The organism is Streptomyces sp. NPDC048442 (assembly GCF_040651475.1).
GTDB lineage: Bacteria > Actinomycetota > Actinomycetes > Streptomycetales > Streptomycetaceae > Streptomyces.
This window is the reverse complement of record NZ_JBEZKB010000021.1, coordinates 17655-40597: the sequence shown is the minus strand read 5'-3', so window position 1 is coordinate 40597 and position 22943 is coordinate 17655. Positions and strand designations below refer to the sequence as shown.

Genomic DNA, 22943 nt, shown 5'->3' with positions numbered 1-22943 from the left:
CCTTACCTGTTCGCCGTGGAGTGTCCGTTGTCACCGAGCTCGCGGCCGAGGGCCTCCATCAGTTCGTCGAATCCGGCCTCGGCGAGATCCGGCTCGCCGGAGGACTCGGTGTGCGGATCCCCGTCGTGACCGGCGCCGTTCGTACCGGTCGCACCGTTCGCGCCGGTCGCACCGTTCGCGCCGTGGGCACCGGTGCGCAGGGCGGTCAGTACGCGGTCGAGGCGGCGGGCCAGTTCGGCGCGCTGCGGCCCGGACACGTGGGCGAGTTCCGTCTCCAGCCGGTCCAGTCCGCCCAGCGCCGCCGCGACGGCGCCTTCCGTGCCCCCGACGGCCCCTGCGCCCCCGGCCCCGTGCCGGTCCGCGAACAGCTCGGACCGCAGGTGGTCCGCCAGCGCGGCGGCGTTGGGGTGGTCGAAGACCAGCGTCGAGGACAGGGCGAGCCCGGTGGCCGCGCTCAGTTCCCTGCGCAGGCGCACGGCGCCCAGCGAGTCGAAGCCGAGCTGGCGGAAGGCGGTGTCCACGGCCACGGCGCGCAGGTCCTCGTGTCCCAGGACCGCGGCGGCGTGGGACCGCACCAGGTGCGTCAGTTCGTGGTGCTGCTCGGCCGGCGGCCGGCCGCCGAGCCGGTCCCGCAGCGCGGTCCCCGCGGCGGGCTTCGCCGGTGCGCCGGCGGCCTCCCCTGCCCCTGCCCCTGCCCCCGGCAACGCGTCCAGCAGGGGGCGCGGCCGCAGCGCCGCGTACGTCTCGGTGAACCGCGGCCAGTCGACGTCGGCGACGACCACGGCGCTCTCGCCGCCGGCCAGCACCGTCTCGAGTACGTCCAGCGCCCGGTCCGCGGGCATGGGGCGTACGCCCTGGTCCCTGAGCCGGGCGACGGCCTGCGCGTCGTCGGTCATGCCGCCTTCCGCCCACAGCCCCCAGGCCACGGACGTGGCGGCGAGGCCCCGGGCGCGGCGGTGCTGGGCGAACGCGTCGAGGAAGGCGTTGGCCGCCGCGTACGCGCCCTGCCCGGCGCTGCCCCATGCGGCGGCGCCGGAGGAGAAGAGGAGGAAGAGGCTCGCGTCGGGGCAGGCTGCCTCCAGGTTCCGGGCACCGCGCACCTTGGCGGCCCGTACCTCCCGGAACTCCTCGCGGGTCATGTCCTTCAGTGCGGTCTGCTGGTTCAGCCCGGCCGCGTGCACCACGCCGGTGATCTTCGCGCCGTCCGCGCGGAGCCCGTCGACGAGCGCGGCCACGGCCCCGCTCGCGCCGACGTCGCAGGCGTGGACGGTCACCCGGGCGCCCTGGGCGGTGAGTTCGGCGACCAGCGCGGCGACGCCGGGCGTCTCCCCGCCCCGGCGGCCGACCAGTGCCAGGTGCTGTGCGCCCCGGGCGGCGAGGCGGCGTGCGGTGAGCGCGCCGAGGCCGCCGGTACCGCCGGTGACGAGGATGGTCCCCTGCGGTACGGAGATCTCCGCGGCGGCGGGGGCCAGGTCCGTTTTCGGGGCCCGGTCCGTGGCCGGCGCGGCAGGCAGCAGCCGGCGTGCCAGCACGGTGCGCGACCGGACCGCGATCTGGTCCTCCGTTCCGGTCAACGCGCGGGCGAACAGCGCCCGTTGGGCTTCGTCCGCCTCCTGCGGCAGGTCCACGAGGCCGGTGTGGTGCGCGCCGCGTTCGAGCGCGGCGCTCTGGCCGAGGCCCCACACCTGTGCGCCTGCCGGGCAGGTCACCAGGTCGTCGGCGCCGGTGCCGACGGCGCCGCACGTCGCCAGCCAGACGGGCACCGCGGTGTCCGCCGCCGCCAGTTCGCGCAGGAGGTCGAGGGTGGCCTCGGCCCCGGCGTCCGTACCGGCGTCCGTATCGGCACCCGTACCGGCATCCGTACCGGCGTCCGTGCCGCCGAGTGCCAGCAGCGAGAGGATTCCCGCGTACGCGCCGGACTCGGCCTGGTCCGCGAGGGCGGCGCGGACGGCGGCGGTCGTCGCGTGCGGATCGCCGAGCGGGACGGTGACCTTGTGGGGTACGGCCCCGTGTTCGGCGAGGGCGGTGGCCGCGGCGTCGTACCAGGGGAGTTCGGCCCGGTGGCCGTCCGTCGTGGCGGGCAGCAGGAGCAGCCAGCGTCCGGCCGGGCCGCCGGAGGTGGCGCCGGTGGTGGTGCCGGTGGTGGTGCCGGTGGTGGTCTCCTGCCAGCCGACGCGGTAGCGCCATCCGTCGGCCGCGCGGGCGGGCCCGGCCGCGTCGGGCAGCAGCCAGAAGCGTTCGTGGTCGAAGGGGTACGTCGGCAGGTCCGCCGGGCCTGCCGGGCCGCCGTTGCCGTGCACGGCAGCCCAGTCCACGGCGACGCCGCCCACGTGCGCCTCGGCGAGGGAGGTCAGGAAGCGTGCGGGTGTGTCGTCGCTGCGCCGGACGGAGCCGACCACGGTGCTCGTGTCGCCGAGCGTGTCCTGCATGCCGGCGCTCAGCACCGGGTGGGGACTCACCTCGACGAACGCGTCGTGCCCGGCCGTCCCGAGCGCCCCGATCGCGGCCTCGAACTCCACGGTGCGGCGCAGGCTTTCGTACCAGTAGGAGGCGTCCAGGTCGGGTCCTTCGGCGAACGCGCCGCGCAGCGTGGAGTAGAGGGGGATGTCGGGCGTACGGGGAGTGATGCCGGACAGCGGTGCGAGGACCGCGTCCCGCAGGCGTTCCACGTGGGAGGTGTGGGAGGCGTAGTCGACGGGGAGCACCCGTGCGTCGATGCCCGCACCTTCGCAGTGCTCCTGGAGGCGGTGCACCGCTTCGGGGTCACCGGCCACCACGACGGCGTCGGGGCCGTTGACGGCGGCCAGTTCCAGGTCCGGCGCCCGTCCCGGTGCGCCGGACGCGGCGGTACGCAGCAGCTCCTCCGCCTCCGCACGGCCCAGGCGGAGGGACAACATGGCGCCGTGGCCGCGCAGTTCGACCAGCGCACGGGCCCGCAGGGCCACCACCCGGGCCGCGTCCTCCAGCGACAGCGCGCCCGCGACGCAGGCCGCAGCGATCTCGCCCTGGGAGTGCCCGACCACCGCGTCCGGCTCCACACCGCACGCCCGCCACAGCCGTGCCAGCGACACCATCACCGCGAACAGCACCGGCTGCACGACCTCCACCCGCTCCAGCGACGGAGCGCCCTCCGCGCCGCGGACCACGTCCACGACCGAGAACCCCGCCACTTCGGCAAGCGCCGCGTCGCACTCCGCCAACGCCTCCGCAAACACCGGGACTTCGAGGAGACCGCGACCCATCCCCACCCACTGCGAACCCTGGCCGGGGAACACCCACACCACCCGGCGCCGCCCACCACCGACACCGGTGACGGCGCGGGACGTGGGGCGGCCCTCGGCGAGGGCGCGCAGGATGTCGTCGGCGTCCGCGATGTCTCGTACGAGGGCCACGGCCCGCCGGTCGAAGGTCTGCCGTGCCACGGTGAGAGTCCGGGCCACCTCCGGCAGCCGGGTGTCCTGATGGAGCGTCAAGTGTGCTGCAAGACGGCGCGATTGGGTGGCCAGGGCGGTCTCCGTACGGGCGGACAGCACCAGCGGTACGAGACCCGCAGCGTCCAGCACACCCGCCGAGACCACCGCCTGGCGATCCGCTGCGGGTGGCTCCTCGACGATCACATGCGCGTTCGTCCCGCTGACACCGAACGCCGACACCCCCGCCCGGCGCGGACGGCCCGCCACCACCGGCCACTCGCGTGCCTCGCGCAGCACCTCCACGCCACCGGACGACCAGTCCACGTGCGACGACGGCTCGTCCGCGTGCAGGGTCGCAGGGAGCGTCTCGTGCCGCAGCGCCAGCACCATCTTGATCACACCGGCCACACCGGCAGCAGCCTGCGCATGACCGATGTTCGACTTCAACGAGCCCAGCCACAAAGGCTGTTGAGGCTCACGGCCCTGCCCGTACGTCGCCAGCAGCGCCTGCGCCTCGATCGGATCGCCCAGCACCGTACCCGTACCGTGCCCCTCCACCACATCCACATCAGACGCAGACACACCCGCAGTCTCCAGCGCACGACGGATCACCCTCTGCTGCGCCGGACCACTGGGCGCAGACAGACCATTGGACGCCCCGTCCTGGTTCACCGCACTCCCCCGCAGCACAGCCAGCACCTCATGCCCCTTGCGCCGCGCATCGGCGAGCCGCTCAAGGACCACCAGGCCCACGCCCTCGCCCATGCCGAAACCGTTGGCGTCGTCGGAGTACGCCTTGCAGCGTCCGTCGGCCGACAGGGCGCCCTGTCGCGCGAACTCCGTGAACACCTCCGGGCCCGCCATCACGGACACCCCGCCCGCCACCGCGAGCGACGACTCGCCGTCCCGCAGCGAGCGGGACGCCAGATGCAGCGCCACCAGCGACGAGGAGCACGCCGTGTCCACCGTCAGCGCGGGCCCCTCCAGGCCCAGTGCGTACGCCACCCGGCCCGAGGCGACGCTGGCGGTGCTGCCGGTGAGCAGATAGCCCTCGACCTCGTCCCGGCCCTCGACCGGTCCGCTCGCGTACCCCTGGTGCGACATGCCGACGAACACTCCGGTGTCGCTGCCGCGCAGGGTCTCCGGCAGGATGCCCGCCCGTTCGAAGGCCTCCCAGGCGACCTCCAGGACCTGCCGCTGCTGCGGGTCCATCGCCAGCGCCTCGCGCGGCGAGATCCCGAAGAACGCCGGGTCGAAGTCCCCCGCCCCGTCGAGGAAGTTGCCCATGGGGCGGCCCGTACCGGTGCTCGGCACGCCGCGCCGTTCCCAGCCCCGGTCGTCCGGCGCCGGGGCCGACGCGTCGCCGTCCGTAGTGACGAACTCCCAGAGCCCTTCAGGGGAGTTGACACCGCCGGGAAACCGGCAGGCCATGCCCACGATCGCGATCGGGTCGTCCTCGTCCCGGGCGCCGCCGACGGCCGGCCGCGGGTCCGGCCCCGACACCGCAGCGCCGAAGAGCTCGGCCTCCAGGAAAGCGGCGACGGCCCGTGCGTGCGGGTGGTCATAGACGAGGGTCGCGGGCAGCCGCAGGCCGGTGGCGGCCGTGAGCCGGTTGCGCAGTTCCACCGAGGCCAGCGAGTCGAAGTGGAGCTCCCGGAACGCCCGCCCCGGATCGATCCGTTGCGGGTCCCGGTGCCCGAGCACCGCTGCGGCGTGCTGCCGCACCAGGCCCAGGAGCGCCTGCCCGCGCTCGGCCGCCGGCAGGTCCGCCAGGCCGCCGGACGGTGCCTGGACCGCGCCGTGCTCCCGGCGCGCGGCCTCCCGCGCGTCCCGGGCCTCGGGCAGCGCCTCGAACAGCCGGGTGGGCCGCTGCGCGGTGTACGCGAGCAGGAAGTTCTCCCACTCGACACCGATGATCATCGGGCAGACCTCCGCCCGGTCCAGTGCCGTGCGAAGGGCGGCGAGGGCGTCCTGTGGAGCCATCTCGACGACGCCGTGCCTGCGGAAGCGCTCCGCCACCGGGCCCTCGGCCATGCCGCTGGTGGCCCAGGTGCCCCAGGCCACGGAGGTCGCGGGCAGCCCCTCGGCGCGCCGCTGCCGGGCCAGGCCGTCGAGGTAGGCGTTACCGGGGGCGTAGCAGCCCAGGCCCGGTGCGCCGAACGCGGAGGCGAACGAGGAGAACAGCACGAACGCGGTCAGCGGCGCGTCCGCGGTGAGTTCGTGCAGGTGCCTGGCGCCCAGGGCCTTGGCGCGGCCGGCCCGCTCGATCCGGTCGCCGGACAGGGCGTCGAGCGTGGCGTCGTCGAGGGTGGCAGCGGTGTGGAACACCGAAGTGAGCGGCCGGTCTTCGGGCAGGCTCGCCAGGAGTGCGCGCAGGGCGTCGCGGTCGGTGATGTCGCACGCGGCGACGGTCACCTCGGAGCCGAGCGCGCGCAGTTCGGCGGCCAGTTCGTCGGCCCCCGGGGCGCTCGGGCCGCTGCGGCTGGTGAGGACGAGGTGCGGGGCGCCGAGCCGGGCGAGCCACCGGGCGACATGGCGGCCGATGCCGCCGGTGCCGCCGGTGACCAGTGCCGTACCGGTGGGCGCCCAGGTGTGCGGTGCGGTCCTCGGCCGGGGCGCGGCACGCTTCCAGCGTCGTACGAACACTCCGTCGGCGCGCAGGGCGACCTGGTCCTCGCCGCTCCCGCCGGCCAGCACCCCGGCGAGCGAGCGGGCGATCTCGTCCGTGGAACCGTCGGGCACGTCGATCAGCCCGCCCCACAGACCGGGGTTCTCCAGGGCGATGACGCGCCCCAGCCCCCACAGGGCCTCCCGCGCGGGGTCACCGGGGCGTTCGTCGACCGCGGTGACCTGGACCCCTTCGGTGAGGCACCACAGGGCGCCGTCGAGACCGGAGTCGGCAAGGGCCTGGGCGAGGACGACGGTGGCGCCGAGCGACGGCAGGCCCAGGGGGGTGGCGTTACCTCCCGTGGCGTGGCTCCCGGTGAATTCGCCGACGGTGGCGTCGCTGTCGCCGCGCTCGTCCACGGCCAGCAGGGACAGCACACCGATTCGGTCGGCTCCGGCGGCGGCGCTGCACAGGCTCTCCGCCAGTTCCGCCCGCGCCGGCGCGCCGGAGAGCACGAGGTCGACCGCCGTCGCACCGGCCGCTTCGAGGGACGTCCGCGCCGCCTGGGCCGCAGGGCCGGCGGCCCCGTCGTACCGGACGACGAGCCAGGTGCGCGGGTCCTCGGGGGTGGATTCGGGGGTGGATTCGGGAGCGGGGGTCCGCTGCCAGTCGATGCGGTAGCGGAGCGCGTCGGCGGCGCCGTCCGGCACACCAGTGTCCGTGCCCGGCGCGGGCTCCCACCAGAAGCGCTCCGGCTGGAACGGCGCGGTGGGCAGCGAGACCGGGCGGGCCCGGACGCCGAGGAACACCGAGTCCCAGCGCACCGGTACGCCCGCCGTCCACGCCGCCGCCACGGCGCGGGCGAAGTCCTCCGGCTCCCCGTGGCCGCGGCGCACGGTCCCGGTCACGGCCGGGTCCGCACCGGCCTCCTGCCCGGTCTCCTCGATGGCGGAGGTGAGCACCGGGTGGGCGCTCACCTCGATGAAGGTCCGGTGCCCCTGCTCGGTGAGCGCCCGCACGGCCGGTTCGAACCGTACGGTCTCCCGGAGGTTGCGGAACCAGTAGGCGCAGTCCAGCGATCCGGGCCGCGCCCAGTCGCCGGTCACCGTGGAGAAGAAGGGCACGCCGCCGGGCAGCGGCTCGATGTCCCCCAGTTCCTCGTGCAGGGCGTTGCGCGCGTCCTCCATGGCCGCGGTGTGCGACGCGTAGTCGACGGGCAGGCGCCTGGCCCGTACGCCGTCCGCTTCGAGGGCGGCGACGAGGTGGCGGAGGTCGGCGTCGGGGCCGGCCACCACCGCGGAGCGCGGCCCGTTGAGCGCGGCGATCTCCAGGCGGCCTTCGTAGCGTGCGAGCCGATGGGTCAGATCGGCGGCGGTGGTGGCGACGGCGGCCATGCCGCCGCTGCCGCGCAGTCGGCCGATGACACGGCTGCGTACGGCCACGAGGCGGGCCGCGTCGTCGAGCGAGAGGGCTCCGGCGACGCAGGCCGCGGCGATCTCGCCCTGCGAGTGCCCGATCACCGCGGCCGGCTCCACACCGCAGGAACGCCACAGCGCCGCAAGCGACACCATCACCGCGAACAGCACGGGCTGGACCACGTCGACGCGGTCGGTGGAGAGGTCGGCGTCGGTCCTGCCGTCCGCCGCGGCGTGCTCCGTACGGAGGAACGGCAGGACGGCGAAGTCCAGGTGCGGTTCCAGGGCCGCGGCGCACTCGTCCATGGCGCGCGCGAACACCGGTGAGGTGTCGTACAGCCGGACCGCCATGCCCGCCCACTGCCAGCCCTGGCCGGGGAAGACGAAGACGGGCGAGGCCTGCGGCCGGGCCGTACCGGCCACGGCGTCCTCAGTGTCGCCCGTGGCCAGCGCGTCGAGGACGGCCAGTGCCCCGGCGCTTGCGTCCGGTACGAACGCGGCGCGGTGGCGGGCCGCCGCCCGGGTGGTGGCCAGCGAGAACGCCACGTCGGTGGGGGTGTGTCCGGGGTGCTCGCGCAGGTGCGCGGCGAGGCGGCCGGCCTGCGCGCGCAGCGCGGCCCCGCTGTGCGCCGACAGGACCCACGGGACCACGACGGGGGCGGAAGCGGGGGCGGCGGGGGCGTCCGGCTGGTCCGGCTCCGTGGTCCGGTCCGGCTCCGTTGTCCGGTCCGGCTCCGTGGTCCGTTCGCCCGCCGCGAGGCAGTCCTGTGGCGCCGCCTCGACGATGGCGTGCGCGTTGGTGCCGCTGATGCCGAAGGACGAGACGCCCGCCCGGCGGGGCCGCTGTGCGTCGGGCCAGGAGACCGCTTCGGTCAGCAGCCGCACCTGGCCGCCCGACCAGTCCACCTCCGTGGAGGGGCGGTCGGCGTGCAGGGTCCGCGGCAGGGTGCCGTGACGCATCGCGAGGAGCATTTTGATGACGCCGGTCACGCCGGCGGCGGCCTGGGTGTGGCCGATGTTGGACTTCACCGAGCCCAGCCACAGCGGCCGGTCGGCGGGGCGGCCCGCTCCGTACGCCTCGATCACGGCGCGGCCCTCGATCGGGTCGCCGAGCCGGGTGCCGGTGCCGTGCGCCTCGACGGCGTCCACGTCGGCCGGGAGCAGCCCGCTCTCGGCGAGCGCCTGCCGGATCACCCGGGCCTGGGCCCGTCCGTTGGGCGCGGACAGCCCGTTGCTCGCACCGTCCTGGTTGACGGCCACCGTACGGATCAGGCCGAGGACCGGGTGGCCGTGGCGGCGGGCGTCGGACAGCCGCTCCAGCAGGAGCACGCCGGCGCCCTCCGCCATCCCGAAGCCGTCCGCTTCGGCGGAGAACGCCTTGCACCGGCCGTCGGGGGCGAGCGCGCCGAGCCTGCTGAAGTCGACGAGCATGCCGGGCGTCGGCATCACCGTCGCACCACCCGCCAGGGACAGGTCCGTCTCCCCCGCGCGCAGTGAGCGGCAGGCGAGCTGGAGGGCCACGAGCGAGGACGAGCAGGCCGTGTCCACGGTGACGGCCGGCCCTTCGAGACCCAGGGTGTAGGCGATCCGCCCGGAGGCGACGCTGGTGGTCGTACCGGTCACCAGATAGCCCCCGACGTCGTCGCCGCCGTCGGCCATGCGCGGGCCGTACTCCTGGGCGATGACGCCGGTGAACACCCCGGTGGGCGTGGAGCGCACCGCGTCGGGGGAGATCTTGGCCCGCTCCAGCGCCTCCCAGCTGACCTCCAGGAGGAGCCGCTGCTGCGGGTCCATGGCCAGCGCCTCGCGCGGTGAGATGCCGAAGAAGTCCGCGTCGAAGCCGGTGGCGTCGTGCAGGAAGCCGCCGGAGCGCTGGCGCACCGTACCGGTGTGCGCCGGGTCCGGGTGGAAGAGCGCCTCCAGGTCCCAGCCGCGGTCCGTGGGCAGGCCCGTGACGGCGTCCTGCCCGCCCGAGAGCAGGTCCCAGAACTGCTCGGGCGTACGCACGCCACCGGGCAGCCGCACGGCCATGGAGACGACGGCGATCGGCTCGTCGTCGGCGTGGCCGTCCCCCGGCCGGGGGCGCTCGGGGGCCGGTCCGGTGGCCGGTCCCGGGTGCGCGGCCTGCGGGCGCAGCAGGTCGTAGAGGGCCCCGGTGAGAGCGTCGGGGGTCGGGTGGTCGAAGAGCGTGGCGATGGCGATGTCCCGGCCGACGGCCGCCGCGAGGCGGTCGCGCAGCTGCACCGCGAGGACGGAGTCGAGCCCGAGTTCGGCGAAGGTGAGCGAGCCGTCCGCGACCTCGGCGCCGCCTGCGGTGACGGCGGCGGTCTCCGTGTACACGAGGCGGGACAGCCGCTGGCGTATCTCGTGCGGCGGCGCCTGTACGGGGAAGGGGTCCGGCCGGGCGGATCCGGCGGCCCCCTCGTGCGGTGCGCCCAAGTCCTCTGCGGTGGGCGGGAGTTCCGGCAGTTCGGTGTGGGGGGCCGGTCCGGTGTCCGCGAAGGCGGCCGTCCAGTCGACCCGCACGCCGTGGGTGTACGCCTCGGCCGCCGCGCGCAGGAAGCGCCGCAGCCCGCCCTGGCCGCGCTGGAGCGTGGGGAGCACCGCGCGCTCGGCGCCCGCCGCGTCGAGCGTCTGGCGCACGGCGGCGGTGAGGACGGGGTGCGGGCTCACCTCGACGAACACGCCCGCCCGCTCCTCGGCACAGGCGCGCACCGAGCGCGCGAACTGCACGCGGTTGCGGAAGTTCTGGCACCAGTGGTCCGCCGTCAGGCGGCGGGTGTCGAGGGTGTCGCCGGTGAGGCTGGAGTAGAACGCGACGGTGCCCTCGCCGGGGGTGAACCAGTCGAGCGCCGTGCGCAGTGCGTCGAGGACGTCGTCCATGTGCGGGGAGTGCGCGGCCATCGAGACGCCGATCACCTGGGCGCGTACCCCTTCGGCGGTCAGCTGCGCCGTGCAGCGCGCGATCGTGTCCGTGGCTCCGGCCAGCAGCACCGAGCGGGGGGCGTTGATGCCGGCCAGGACGAGGTCCGGGCCCCAGGAGGCCAGCCGGCCGGTGATCTCGTCGGCGCTGAGCGCCACCGACGCCATGTCGCCCCTGCCGACGAGCGGCATGAGCTCCCGGCTCCACAGCGCCACCGCACGGGCGCCGTCCTGGATCTCCACGCCCCCGGCGGCGTGGGCGGCGGCGAGGTCACCCATGCTGTGTCCGACGACGGCGTCGGGCTCGACGCCGAAGGAGCGCCACAGTTCGGTGAGGGCCGCGCTCACCGCGTACAGGGCGGGCTGTACGACCTCCACCCGGGGCGTCGCGCCGGGGGCGGCCGCGGTGTCGAGGGCTTCGGTCAGCGACCAGCCGGACTCTGCGGCGAAGACCTCGGCGCACCGGGCGATCGCGGCGGCGAACACCGGGGACTCGTCCATGAGTTCCCTGGCCATGCCCGGCCACTGGGAGCCCTGGCCCGGATAGACGAAGGTGACGGGCGCCGGTCCTGCTGCCCGCCCCTGCACCACCGCCGGGTGCGGGACGCCGTCGGCGACGGCGGCCAGTGCTTCGAGGAGTTCCTCGCGGGAGGAGCCGACGATCACCGCCCGCCGCGGCAGACGCCGGTCCTGGCGGGCGAGCGCCGCACCGAAGGCGTCGGCGTCGGTGTCCGACTGGGCGTGGAGGCGGGCGAGGAGCCGGCCCGCCCAGGCCCGCAGCGCCCCGTCGTCCGCCCCGGACAGGACCCACGGCCGGGGTACCCCTCCGACGGAAGCGGAAGTGTTCTTTCCCTGAATGGGGCTGCCGTTCACACCCGACTCCTAAGTCGTCCGCACGTTTGCAGAACATGGCCCGCAAAAATCCCGACCGCATCGTCCGCGACCTGCCCGGCGGTGTGCGTGAGCCAAAGCCAGAAACTATCTTTCACCTTTTGATCAGTGGCTTGTTGAACGTACATCAACGAACCATCCGGGCCAAGGTATCTTTGTGCGAAGAATCCGATGCAGTGGAGAAAAGACGCAGGTCAGAGCCGTTAATGTGACGCCCCCATGGAAGAATTCCAGCACCCCGGCAGCAGCCCTCTAGTTCCTCTGTAGCTGAATTCAACCGACCTGCGGAAAGATAACGGCAGAAAGCGGATACAGGTCTTCCGCCTGCACCCGATCCAGTAATTCTCGAACCGGCCTACCGGAATTCCACCGGGTCGGGTAACCTCCATTCGCTTCCGACAGTACGCGACACGGAATTCCAGTACTCAGCGATCGAATTCCTGGGCATCGGCAACCAAGGGAAGGGCCGGCGAGCCTTGACATCCGCGCAGAAATCCCACGAGTCCTCCCGCGCCGACACACCCGCCGGCCGCAGCAGCCGGGCCGAAGCACCCACCGGCCGCGGAAGCCAGGCGGAGCGGCTGCCGTCGCTGACCGGGCTGAGGTTCTTCGCCGCCCTCCTGGTGTACGTCTGCCACGCCCTGAGCCAGTTCAGCCCGCAGGCCGACGCCGCCTCGCGCGACCTGGCGTACTTCCTGCTGCCCGCCGGGCCGGTCGGCGTCTCCTTCTTCTTCGTCCTCAGCGGGTTCGTCCTGACGTACGCGGCACGCCCCGGCGACACCGTCCGGCAGTTCTGGCGGCGCCGGGCGGTGAAGATCTACCCCAGCCACGTGGTGACCTGGTCGGCCGGTCTGGTCCTGGCGCTCGTCACCGGCACCGTCGTGACCGTGTCGACAACTGCCGCCGCCCTGCTGCTCGTTCAGGCGTGGGTGCCGTCCATGACGCTCACCGCCACGGTGAACCCGATCTCGTGGACGCTCGCCTGCGAGCTGTTCTTCTACCTGATGTTCCCGTTCCTGTACGGGGCGCTGCGCCGGCTGCCGCGGCGGGGGCTGTGGCCGGCCGCCGGCGTGCTGGCCGCCTTGGTCATGGCCGTTCCCCACCTGGTCCGGCTGCTGCCAGGGGAGCCCCTGCCGCTGGCCGGTTACAGCCTGACCCAGTTCTGGCTGGTCTACACGGCGCCCCCGGTGCGCCTCCTGGAGTTCGCGCTGGGCATCGTGCTCGCCCTGCTCGTACGGCGCGGGATGTGGGCCTTCGTCAGCAGCCGGCTCGCCGTCGTCCTGTGCTGCGCCGGCTATGCGGTGGCCGGGGTCACGACGGCGGTCACCAAGGCGCCCCACCTGTGGGCGATGGGGAGCGCCACCGTCGTCCCGCTGGCCGTGCTCATCGCCACGGCCGCCACCCGGGACCGGGAGAACCTCCCCTCGCTGGCCCGCCGTCCCCTCGTGGTGCGGCTCGGCGAACTCTCCTTCGCCTTCTACCTCGTGCACCACATGATCCTGACGGCCTGCTTCGCCGCACTCCCGGCCGGCTTCCGGCCGGGGCTGCTCCCGCTGACCGGTCTTGCGGTCGCGCTGTTCATCGTCTGCGCGGCCGCCGCCCAGCTCCTGCACACCACGGTCGAACTGCCCGCCATGCGCCGCTGGAGCCGCAGCGCGAGCACTCCCCGCCGGGACCGCGCGCCCCGCCGCACCCCCGGGCGTTCCGGGCCCCCCACCGGTGAAAGGACACCATGAACCAGCCGCCCCTGCCCGAGGTGCTCGACCTGGCCGGCGAGCACTTCCACACCGACCAGTACGCGACCTACCGGGACATCCTCGAACAGCGCCCCGTCACCAGGGTGCGCTTCTACGACGGCTCCCTCGTCTGGCTCGTGAACCGCTACGAGGACGTACGGGCCGCGCTGAGCTCTCCCCGGCTCAGCAACGACCCCACCCAGCAGACGGACATCGACCTCTCGGCCGCAACAGGCATCCCGGACGACCTGAGCGAGTACTTCCGGCGGAACATGTTCCGCAGCGACGAGCCGGACCACGGCCGCCTGCGCAAGCTCGTCACCAGGGAGTTCACCGTGCGGCGCATCAATGCGATGCGGCCGCGGATCGAGCGGATCACCGAGGACCTGCTGGACAAATTCGCCGCCACCGGCGGCGGGGACCTGGTGGGTGCGTTCGCCCGCCCGCTCCCGCTCACCGTCATGTGCGAACTGCTCGGCGTGCCCGAGGAGGACCGCACGGACTTCCAGACCTGGTCGCAGCACGTCGTCGAGAGCGATCCGGCGTTCGCCGAGCGCAACGCCGCCTCGTACCGCAGCCTCTTCGAGTGCGTCCGCTCCCTGGTCAGGCGACGCCGCGACGAGCCGGGCGAGGACCTGCTGTCGGCCCTGGTCGAACAGCGCGACGCGGGGGACCGCCTCTCCGAGGCGGAGCTGATCTCCACGGTGTTCCTGCTGCTCGTCGCCGGAATCGAGACCTCGGTCAACGTGATCGGCACCGGGGCCTTCCTGCTGCTGACCCACCCCGGGCAGCTCGCCCGCCTGCGCGCGGACGACGCCCTGATGGGGTCGGCCGTGGAGGAGGTGCTGCGCTACATGGCGCCCATCGAGATGACCAGCAGGCACAGCCTGGAGAGCGTCGAGATCGGCGGGGTGTCCATCGACGCGCAGAGCACCGTCCTGATCAACCTGGCCGCCGCCAACCGCGACCCGGCCCGCTTCGAGGACCCGCAGTCCTTCCGGGTCGACCGGAACGACGGCAGCCATCTCACCTTCGGCCACGGCATCCACTACTGCCTGGGAGCCGCCCTCGCGCGGGCGGAGGCGGAGATCGCCTTCGGCCTCCTCCTGAAACGCTTCCCCGGCCTGGAACTCGCCGTCCCCACCGAAGAACTGACATGGCGTCATGTCTTCATGCGGGGTCCGGTCGCGCTGCCCGTCGGCTGGCGGTGAGCCGTGAAACGCGTCGTCACCGACCTCGCCCTGTTCGGCGGTCCCGCCACCTTCCTGCGCCCGCTCCTGGTGGGCATGCCCACCGTCGGCGACCGGGCCCGGTTCCTGGCCCGCCTCGAATGGGCCCTGGACAACGACTGGCTGACCAACGGCGGTCCGCTGGCCATGGAGCTGGAGGGCCGCATCGCCGATCTGGCCGGCGTGCGGCACTGCGTCGCCACCTGCAACGCCACCTCGGCGCTCCAGCTGCTGCTGCGGGCCTCGGGCGTCACCGGGCAGGTCATCATGCCCTCGCTGACCTTCGCGGCCACCCCCCACGCGGCGAGCTGGGTGGGTCTTGAGCCGGTGTTCTGCGACGTCGACCCGGTCACCGGCTGCCTCGATCCGGCGCGGGTCGAGGAGCTCATCACCCCCGCCACCGGAGCCATCCTCGGCGTGCACCTGTGGGGCCGGGCCGCGCCCGTCGTCGAGCTGGAGAAGCTCGCCGCGGAGCACGGGGTGAAACTGTTCTTCGACGCCGCCCACGCCTTCGGCTGCACCTCCGGCGACCGGCCGATCGGCAGCTTCGGCAACGCGGAGGTCTTCAGCCTCCACGCCACCAAGACGGTGATGTCCTTCGAGGGCGGGGCGGTGACCACCGACGACGGCGAGCTGGCCGAACGGCTCGTGGCCCTGCGCAACTTCGGCATCGACCGGAACAAGTCGGTGACCGCCGTCGGGATCAACGCCAAGATGAGCGAGTGCTCGGCCGCCATGGGCCTCACCTCCCTCGACGCCTTCGCCCAAACCCGCGAGCGCAACCGGGACAACCACGCCCTCTACCGGTCGGAGCTGCACGGTGTGCCCGGCGTGGAGGTGCTGCCCTTCGACGAGAGCGAACGCAACAACCACCAGTACCTGATCCTGCTCACCGACCGCGCCGTCACGGGGCTGCACCGCGACCGGCTGCAGGCCCTGCTGCAGGCCGAGAAGGTCTTCCCCCAGCTGTACTTCTCGCCCCCCTGCCACCTGATGCCCGCCTACCGCACCGAGCCCGCGCTCCGGCTCGAACACACCGAGCGCCTCGCCGAGCGGGTGCTCGCGCTCCCCACCGGCCCCTCGGTGTCCTTCGAGGACATCCGCCGGGTGTGCAGCATCGTGCGGATCGCCGCGGAGCGCGGCCGGCAGATCGACGCCATGTGGACCACCACGGTGCCCGCGTGAGCGCCGTCCGTACCCCACCGACCCGGAGGTAACAGCACTCGTGGAAACCGTCACCGGCACTCTCCCCGCGGCATCGCCCGGACAGGCAATCGAAGACGTGGCGCGTCCCGGCGGCGACCGGGCCGCGGCGACCGGCGTGCTGCGCACCCGCCTCGCCCTGCTCGGCGACAGCGGCGACCGGGCGCGGGAACGGGCGGAGCACCTCGTCGACCTGGCCGTACGGTACGGCTCCCGCCCCTTCACCGTCCTGGAAGAGGCCCGCCACCAACTGGGCGTGGACCGGACGGAGTTCGCCGCGCTGCTCGACCTCTTCGACCGGACGCCCGAGCTGGGCGCGGCCGTCCGGCGCGGCCCCGAGGGCAAGTACTGGACCAACACCATCCTGCCGCTGGAACGCACGGGCGCACTGGACGCGGTGGTGCACGGCCGCCCGGCGTTCCCGTACAGCGTCGGCCTCTACCCCGGGCCGACCTGCATGTTCCGCTGTCACTTCTGTGTACGCGTCACCGGCGCCCGGTACGACGCCTCCGCGCTGGACACCGGCAACGCCATGTTCGCCTCGGTCATCGACGAGGTGCCCGAGACCCAGCCGTCCACGGTCTACTTCTCCGGCGGTCTTGAGCCGCTCACCAACCCGGGGCTCGGCGAACTCGCGGCGCGCGGCGGCGGCCGCGGGCTCGACATGACGCTCTACACCAACGCCTTCGCCCTCACCGACCGGACGCTGGAGCGCCAGCCGGGGCTGTGGTCGCTGCACGCGATCCGCACCTCGCTCTACGGCCTCAACGACGACGAGTACGAGGCCACCACGACCAAACCGCGCGCCTTCACCCGGGTCAGCGCCAACCTGGGCTCCTTCATGACGCAGCGCGAAGCCCTGGGCGCACCGCTGCGGCTCGGCCTCAACTACATCATCCTGCCCGGCCGGGCCGGCCGGCTCATGGACCTCGTGGACTTCGTCGCGGAATTGAACGCGCACTCCCCCGGCCGCCCGCTGGACTTCGTGACGGTACGCGAGGACTACAGCGGCCGCGAGGACGGCCGGCTCGCGGCCGCCGAACGCGCCCAACTGCGCGACGCGCTGCGCGACTTCACCGCGTACGCCAAGGAGCGCACCCCCGCCCTGCACATCGACCTCGGGTACGCCCTGGAGAGCCTGCGCAGCGGGGTGGACGCCGAGCTGCTGCGCATCACCCCGCAGACCATGCGCCCTTCCGCGCACGCGCAGGTCGCCGTGCAGGTCGACCTCCTGGGCGACGTCTACCTCTACCGGGAGTCGGGGTTCCCCGACCTCAAGGGCGCGGACCGCTACATCGCCGGGCGCGTCACCCCGGCGAAGAGCCTGCACGAGGTGGTCGCCGAGTTCGTCGAGCGCAATCCCCACATCACACCGCACTCCGGCGACGAGTACTTCCTCGACGGTTTCGACCAGGCCGTGACGGCCCGGCTCAACCAGATGGAACAGGACATCGCCGACGGCTGGGGCGCGCACCGGGGACTGCTCCGTGCGGACGGCGCGGCGTGAGCGCCCCGGGCCGCGTCACCGTACGGGACGGTGGCGGAGGGTGAGTTCCTCCAGGACCGCCACCACGTCCTGGGGGCTGCTCTCGGCACGCACCTCGTCCCGCAGCAGACGGGCCCGGTCGGCGAACGAGGGTTCGGCGAGCACCCGGGCCACGCTGTCGCGGAGCTCCCCGGCGCTCACCTCGCCCTCCCGCAGGTGCAGGCCCGCGCCCGCGGCGGCCGTCTTCTGCGCCCGCAGGACCGTGTCCCACAGGTACGGCACGATGATCTGCGGCACTCCGTGGTGCAGGGCGGTCGACCAGGTGCCGTTGCCGCCGTGATGGATCACGGCCGAGCAGCTCTCCAGCAGGACGTCCAACGGGGCGAAGCCGACGGCCCGGACGTTCTCCGGCAGCGGGCCGACCTCGCTCAGGGCGGCCGGATCGACGGTGACGACGATCTCCGCGTCGACCTCCGAGAGAACCTGGAGGTAGTGGTGCAGAACCGTCGGGTCCCTGGTGAATCCGGTGCCGGTGGATCCGGCCGACAGGCACACCCGGCGCCGGGCCGCGGGCTCCTTCAGCCAGTCGGGGACGACGGCCGGGCCGTTGTACGGCAGGTAGCGCATGCCCACCGTCGGCAGCGACAGGTCGAGCCGGAACCTGGCCGGCTGCATGTCGACGGTCCACTGGCCGACCACCAACTCCTCGTCGTAGAACGTCCCGTGCTGCTCGGCGGCGCCCGCAAGCCAGTCCCGCAGCGGGTCGGGGCGCGCCCCGGCGGGCTGTTCGGCGAGCCGGGCGAGGAACTCCCGGCGGAAGTGGGCGTTGAGGTCGCTCGCGTTCAGGACCCGCGCGTGGGCGGCGCCGCACGCACGGGCGGCGATCGCTCCGGCGAACGTGTAGGGCTCCCAGAGCACCAGGTCCGGCTGCCACCGGCGGGCGTAGTCGACGAGCTCCCGCACGAACGACTCGTCGTTGATCACCGAGTAGAAGTAGGGGACGGACAGGTCGTACAGGTGGAACAGGTAGTCCCAGTCGAACACTTCGGGCCGGGACAGGTCGATGTCCGCGGAGTACTTCTGGAGCTCCGCGCCCTTCTCCCGCATCGCGTCGAGCAGCCGGTGGTCCTCCCCCACCGGCACCGCGGTGAGCCCGGCGCCGGTGATCTCGTCGGCGAAACCGGGCTGGCTTGCCACCCGCACGTCGTGGCCCGCGGCCCGCAGGGCCCCCGCGAGCGGCACGAAACCATGGAAGTGCGTGGTGTGCGCGAAGGTCACGAGGAGCACCCGCATGAACAACTCCCTTGATGCATACAGCAACTGACGGACAGTCGAAGATTCTGCCCCGGTGTCCTGAGCACGCCAATGCGGAGCCGTCTCCGCTGGAGTCAAGGACGAACGTTCCTTGAGGGCGCCCGGTGGCAGCACGCCACGAGAAGAGGCAACAGCAATGGCCCCTCCCCCTTCCCCCGGCACGCGCGACGACGCGTCCCGCCGCCCCCTGGTCGTCGTCCTGGGTGCCTCCGGGTACATCGGTTCCGCCGTGCTGCGGGAGCTCTCGCACCGCCGGATACGGCTGCGTGCGGTGGCGCGGCGCCCGTTCACCGTGCCGGACGGCGGCCCGGCGGTGATCGAGACGTCACTGGCCGACCTCACCGAGGAGGGCGCCGTCGCCGAAGCGGTCCGCGGCGCCGACGCGGTGATCCACCTGGTCGCCCGGATGACCGGCGAGGGCTCGTGGCGCTCCGCCGCACGGGACCCGCAGGAGGAGCGGGTCAACGTGGACCTGGTGCGCGAGGTGGTCGCCCAGTGTGCGGCGCCCGGCGGGGGCCCTGCCCCGACCGTCGTCCTGGCCGGCACCAACCAGGCGGCGGACGACGGCCCGGGGCGCAGCGCCTACGCCCGGCAGAAGGCCGCCGCGGAACGGCACCTGCTGGACGCCGCGGCCCGGGGCGCCGTCCGCGGCATCACGCTCCGGCTGCCCACCACCGTCGGCAGCGAAGCGGGCGTGACCCCCGCGATGGCCCGCCGGGCCCTGCGGGGCGAGACCCTCACCCTGTGGCACGACGGCACCGTGCGGCGCGAGTTCCTCGACGTGGCCGACGCGGCCCGCGCCTTCGCCGCCGCACTCGACCACGCGGCGGAACTCGACGGCCGTGCCTGCGCGGTGGGCGGGCACCCGGTGGCGCTCGGCGAGCTGTTCACGACCATCGCCGGGAGCGCGGCCCGCCACACCGGCCGCCCGCCCGCCCCGGTGCGGTCGGTGGACCCCCCGGACTACGCCGAGACCGGTGACTTCCGCGACCTCGACATCGACTCCTCGTACTTCCGTGAGGTGACGGGGTGGCGGCCCGAGGTTCCGCTGCGCCGGGCCGTCGACGACGTCGTGTCGGCGCTCGCCCGGCACCGGGCGACGGCGCGCTGAGAGGACCGCCGGCGGTTCAGCCGAGGGCCGCCTCGATGAGGTCGGCGGCCCGCCGGGTGCCGCCCTCGGCCAGCAGCTGGGCGCGGAGTTCGTCCGAGCGGCGGCGGACCTTGGGATCTGCGGCGAGCTCCAGCAGTGTCGTACGCAGGGTGTCGGCGGTGGCGTCGCCCGTGTCGATCCGCCGGGCCACCCCGAGCTCGACGAGCCGGTCGGCGTTGGCGAACTGTTCGGCGCCCTGCGGTACGGCGATCATCGGCACGCCGGTGGAGAGGCCCTCGCTGCTCCCGCCCATGCCTGCATGGGTGACGAAGGCGTCGGCCTGCTCCAGGATCGCCAGCTGCGGCACCCAGTGGTGCACCTCGACGTTGGCCGGGATCTCCCCCAGCTCCTTGGCGTCGGTGGTTCTGCCGATCTGCAGGACCACGTGCCAGTCTTCCAGCCCGCCGAAGGCCGCCAGGCACTGGCGGTAGAACTCCGGCTGCAGGGTGTAGGCCGAGCCGAGGGAGACCAGCAGCACGTTGTGGGCACCGGCCGGCCGGGTCCAGCTCCCCTGTTCGGTGCGGTCGCCGAGGCAGGGGCCGACGAAGGTCACCACGTCGGTGTTCACCCGGTCGGCGTTCGGCTGCATCGCCTTGGTGATCATCGCGACGGTCCCGTCGGGCATGCCGCTGAATTCGTCCACGTCCCGCGTGCTCGCCCCGTTCCCGGCGAGCCAGTCGGTGAACTTCTTCCGGTACGCGTCGGCGCCCGGCAGCTGCATCAGGACGTCTCCGACCTCCTGCTGATAGCCCTCCCACGACACGTACGTCGGAGAGAGCTGTACGAACGGCCGGTTCTGCCCCTCGGCGAGCGCCCGGCCCGCGTAGGACCCGATGTCGTAGAGGTAGAGGTCGGCGGGGTCCTCGTCGTAGTGGGCGCGCAGCTGGGGAAGCGCCTGGATCGCGTCGTCGAGGAAGAGCGTCATCGCCTCGATCGGGCCCTGCGGCCAGTTGTTGTCGACGATCGGCAGGGTGGTGGTCCAGGGGACGAACTCGGCACCGGTCGGGGTGATCAGGTCGGCGACGTTCGGGGCGTCCGCGTACGTCACCCGGTGCCCCCGTGCGACGAGTTCACGGATGACCGCGAGACCGGGCAGGACGTGGCTGACGATGGGGTTGCCGATCATCGCGATGTGGCGGGGGGAGATGGGCACATGAACTCTTTTCGCTGGTACGGCATTTCGACGGGAGAGTCGGCGGAAAAGTTGAGGTGGGGGCGCCGCAGACACTAACCACACCCGTCGTTCCCGGAGAAGTGCGCGCACCGGCCGTCCGCCCTCCCCCGGCCCCGGGCGCCACGCGGGTGGCGCGCGGCGCACCATTGATCGTTTTCGCAGGTGCCGCCCGCATCCGACGGCCCGCCGGCCGGCCGTCGGCGGCCTCCCGGCACGTACGCCCGCGCCCCTGCTGTCAACGGCCCGCCCCACCCACAACAGCCGAAAACCATTGACAGTTGGCCGGATCGGCCCCCGGATCGCCGCCCCTCCACCGGCTGTTTCCGCTAGACTCCTGTGTCGTGATTCTCTCTTTCGCCACCACCGGCATCTACTTCGTCTGACGTCGGCCCCGGGCAGCTCCGGGTGCCACGGGCACGGCACGTACCGCTGCTGAAGCGGTACGTTCTTCCGCCGTTCAAGCACCGCACCAACCGTTCAGGACAGTCTCTGTTCCTGCGCCGTGCGGTCATGCCCGTTTCTGGCGCCCGTTCGAGCAGTACGCCCCTTCGGTCGACATGTGCTGACCTCCTGACGAAACGGCGTGCGCATCATGCATCACTCCTCTTCTTCTCTTTCCCCCTCTCCCGCCCACCACGGCTCCCTGTCCGCCACCTCCCTCGTCGAGGACCTGCTGCCGGAACCGGGCGCGGCCTCGCCGGGCGGCTTCCAGGTGGTCCTGGACGACATCCGGCACAGCCGCGGCACCCGCCAACTGCTGGACGGGGTGCACCAGTCCGTGGCCTTGGGCGAACGCATCGGCGTCATCGGGGAGAACGGCTGCGGCAAGTCCACCCTGCTGCGCCTGATCGCCGGCCTGGACGAGCCCGACGAGGGCCGGGTACGGGTACGTGCGCCGGGCGGTGCCGGCTACCTTCCGCAGACCCCCGACCTCGCCCCCGACGACACGGTGGCCGACGCCATCGATCACGCGCTCGCCGAACTGCGCGTACTGGAACGCGAGTTGCGCCGCTGCGAGGCGGCCATGGCGGAGGCGGAGGGCGACCGGCTGGCGGCCCTCCTCGACGAGTACGGCGATCTCACGGAGGCCTTCGAGGCCCGGGACGGCTACTCGGCCGACGCCCGGGTGCAGGCCGCCATGCACGGCCTGGGCCTGGCGTCCGTGGACACCGGCCGGCGCCTCGCCGAGCTGTCCGGCGGCGAGCAGGCCCGGCTCGGCCTGGCCTGTGTCCTCGCCGCCGCACCGCAGCTGATGCTGCTCGACGAACCGACCAACCACCTGGACCGCGAAGCCCTGGAATGGCTGGAGGAGCATCTGCGCTCCCACCGCGGCAGCCTCCTGGTCGTCTCCCACGACCGGGTCTTCCTGGAGCAGGTGTGCACGGCCCTGTGGGACGTGGACGCCGAGCGGCAGACCGTGCACCGGCACGGCGGCGGCTACGCGGGCTACCTGAAGGCCAAGGCCGCCCTGCGGCTGCGCCTGGAGCAGCAGCACCAGGAGTGGAAGGACGACCTGGCCCGCCAGCGCGAGCTGACCCGCACCGCGGCGGACCACGTGGCCGCAGGTCCGCGGCGCAACACCGACCGGACCAACGGCCGTCACCAGCGCAGTGTGGAGAAGCAGATCTCCGCCCGCGTGCGCAACGCCAAGGAGCGGCTGCGCCGGCTGGAGGAGAACCCGGTTGCCAGGCCGCCGAAGCCGATGCGCTTCGCGCCCCGTATCAAGGGCGGCGACTTCGCGGGCGGCGACGCGGTCGTCGCCGGACTGCACCGGGTCGACGTCGCGGACCGGCTGCACGTACCGGAGTTCGAGGTGCGGGCCGGCGAGCGCGTCCTGATCACCGGCCCCAACGGGGCGGGCAAGAGCACCCTGCTGCGGGTGCTGGTCGGCGACCTGGAACCGGACCGGGGCACCGGCACCCGCCCGGCGCGCACCGGCTGGCTGCCCCAGGAGACACCGGTCACCTCGCCCGGCACCAGCCTCCTGGACGCGTTCCGCGCGGGCCTCCCCGACGACCCGCAGTCGCACCGCGGGGCGCTCCTGGGCCTGGGCCTCTTCCGGCCGTCCGACCTGGCGACGCCGGTCGGCAGGCTCTCGGTGGGCCAGCGCCGGCGGCTCGCCCTCGCCCGGCTCCTGCACGACCCCGTCGACCTGCTGGTGCTCGACGAGCCGACGAACCACCTGTCACCCGCGCTGGTGGAGGACTTGGAGGAGGCGCTGTCGCACTACCCGGGAGCGCTGGTCGCCGTCTCCCACGACCGCATGCTCGAAAGGCGGTTCAGCGGCCGCACAGTACTCCTGGAGAACGGCTCCATCCTCGCCTGACCAGGCTGTTCTGCCCCACCGCCCCGTGAGACGATCCCGCCGGGAACGCCCGAGGGGAAACTCCGTACGGGAGAGG

9 protein-coding genes are annotated in these 22943 nt (G+C 73.4%); 6 read left to right on the top strand and 3 right to left on the bottom strand.

The window, feature by feature from the left end:
* Nucleotides 1-2: 2 nt before the first annotated feature.
* Complete coding sequence (locus AB0D18_RS27615) at nt 3-11231, bottom strand: SDR family NAD(P)-dependent oxidoreductase (protein WP_362424043.1); 11229 nt, start codon at nt 11229-11231, stop codon at nt 3-5.
* 494 nt (nt 11232-11725) lie between these two features.
* Here AB0D18_RS27615 and AB0D18_RS27610 point away from each other — a divergent pair, with 494 nt between their 5' ends.
* The 4 genes from AB0D18_RS27610 to desII are packed head-to-tail and all read left to right on the top strand — an operon-like array spanning nt 11726 to nt 16924.
* Nucleotides 11726-12985 (top strand): acyltransferase, encoded by a 1260-nt coding sequence (locus tag AB0D18_RS27610; protein ID WP_362424041.1) that lies wholly within the window; start codon nt 11726-11728, stop codon nt 12983-12985.
* Nucleotides 12982-14196 (top strand): cytochrome P450, encoded by a 1215-nt coding sequence (locus tag AB0D18_RS27605; protein ID WP_362424038.1) that lies wholly within the window; start codon nt 12982-12984, stop codon nt 14194-14196. The genes AB0D18_RS27610 and AB0D18_RS27605 overlap by 4 nt, the downstream gene beginning before the upstream one ends.
* Nucleotides 14197-14199: 3 nt before the next feature.
* Nucleotides 14200-15399: a dTDP-4-dehydro-6-deoxyglucose aminotransferase gene (locus tag AB0D18_RS27600; protein ID WP_362424035.1), complete on the top strand. Its 1200-nt coding sequence runs from the start codon at nt 14200-14202 to the stop codon at nt 15397-15399.
* 40 nt (nt 15400-15439) lie between these two features.
* A complete protein-coding gene (desII, locus tag AB0D18_RS27595; RefSeq protein ID WP_362424032.1) occupies nt 15440-16924 on the top strand; it encodes a dTDP-4-amino-4,6-dideoxy-D-glucose ammonia-lyase in 1485 nt (494 codons plus the stop codon).
* A 15-nt stretch (nt 16925-16939) separates the two neighbouring features.
* Here the strand turns inward: desII and AB0D18_RS27590 are convergent, their stop codons facing one another.
* Nucleotides 16940-18196 carry an activator-dependent family glycosyltransferase gene (locus AB0D18_RS27590; RefSeq protein WP_362424029.1) on the bottom strand — a complete coding sequence of 419 codons (1257 nt, stop codon included), beginning with the start codon at nt 18194-18196 and terminating at the stop codon, nt 16940-16942.
* 157 nt (nt 18197-18353) lie between these two features.
* Between AB0D18_RS27590 and AB0D18_RS27585 the strand changes: the two genes are divergently transcribed.
* Nucleotides 18354-19328 carry an NAD-dependent epimerase/dehydratase family protein gene (locus tag AB0D18_RS27585; protein WP_362424026.1) on the top strand — a complete coding sequence of 325 codons (975 nt, stop codon included), beginning with the start codon at nt 18354-18356 and terminating at the stop codon, nt 19326-19328.
* A 16-nt stretch (nt 19329-19344) separates the two neighbouring features.
* Here AB0D18_RS27585 and AB0D18_RS27580 read toward each other — a convergent pair whose 3' ends face one another.
* The gene (locus AB0D18_RS27580; RefSeq protein WP_362424304.1) at nt 19345-20514 is read right to left on the bottom strand and encodes a macrolide family glycosyltransferase; all 1170 of its coding nucleotides are present in this window, start codon (nt 20512-20514) and stop codon (nt 19345-19347) included.
* A 619-nt stretch (nt 20515-21133) separates the two neighbouring features.
* Here AB0D18_RS27580 and abc-f point away from each other — a divergent pair.
* A complete protein-coding gene (gene abc-f / locus AB0D18_RS27575) occupies nt 21134-22867 on the top strand; it encodes a ribosomal protection-like ABC-F family protein (protein ID WP_362424301.1) in 1734 nt (577 codons plus the stop codon).
* Nucleotides 22868-22943: the final 76 nt, after the last annotated feature.

Excerpts from the sequence above, each read along its gene's own strand:
- AB0D18_RS27605 (WP_362424038.1), top strand. The coding sequence starts at position 12,982 with ATGAACCAGCCGCCCCTGCCCGAGGTGCTCGACCTGGCCGGCGAGCAC.
- AB0D18_RS27590 (WP_362424029.1), bottom strand. The coding sequence starts at position 18,196 with ATGCGGGTGCTCCTCGTGACCTTCGCGCACACCACGCACTTCCATGGT.
- AB0D18_RS27585 (WP_362424026.1), top strand. The coding sequence starts at position 18,354 with ATGGCCCCTCCCCCTTCCCCCGGCACGCGCGACGACGCGTCCCGCCGC.
- abc-f (WP_362424301.1), top strand. The coding sequence starts at position 21,134 with ATGCATCACTCCTCTTCTTCTCTTTCCCCCTCTCCCGCCCACCACGGC.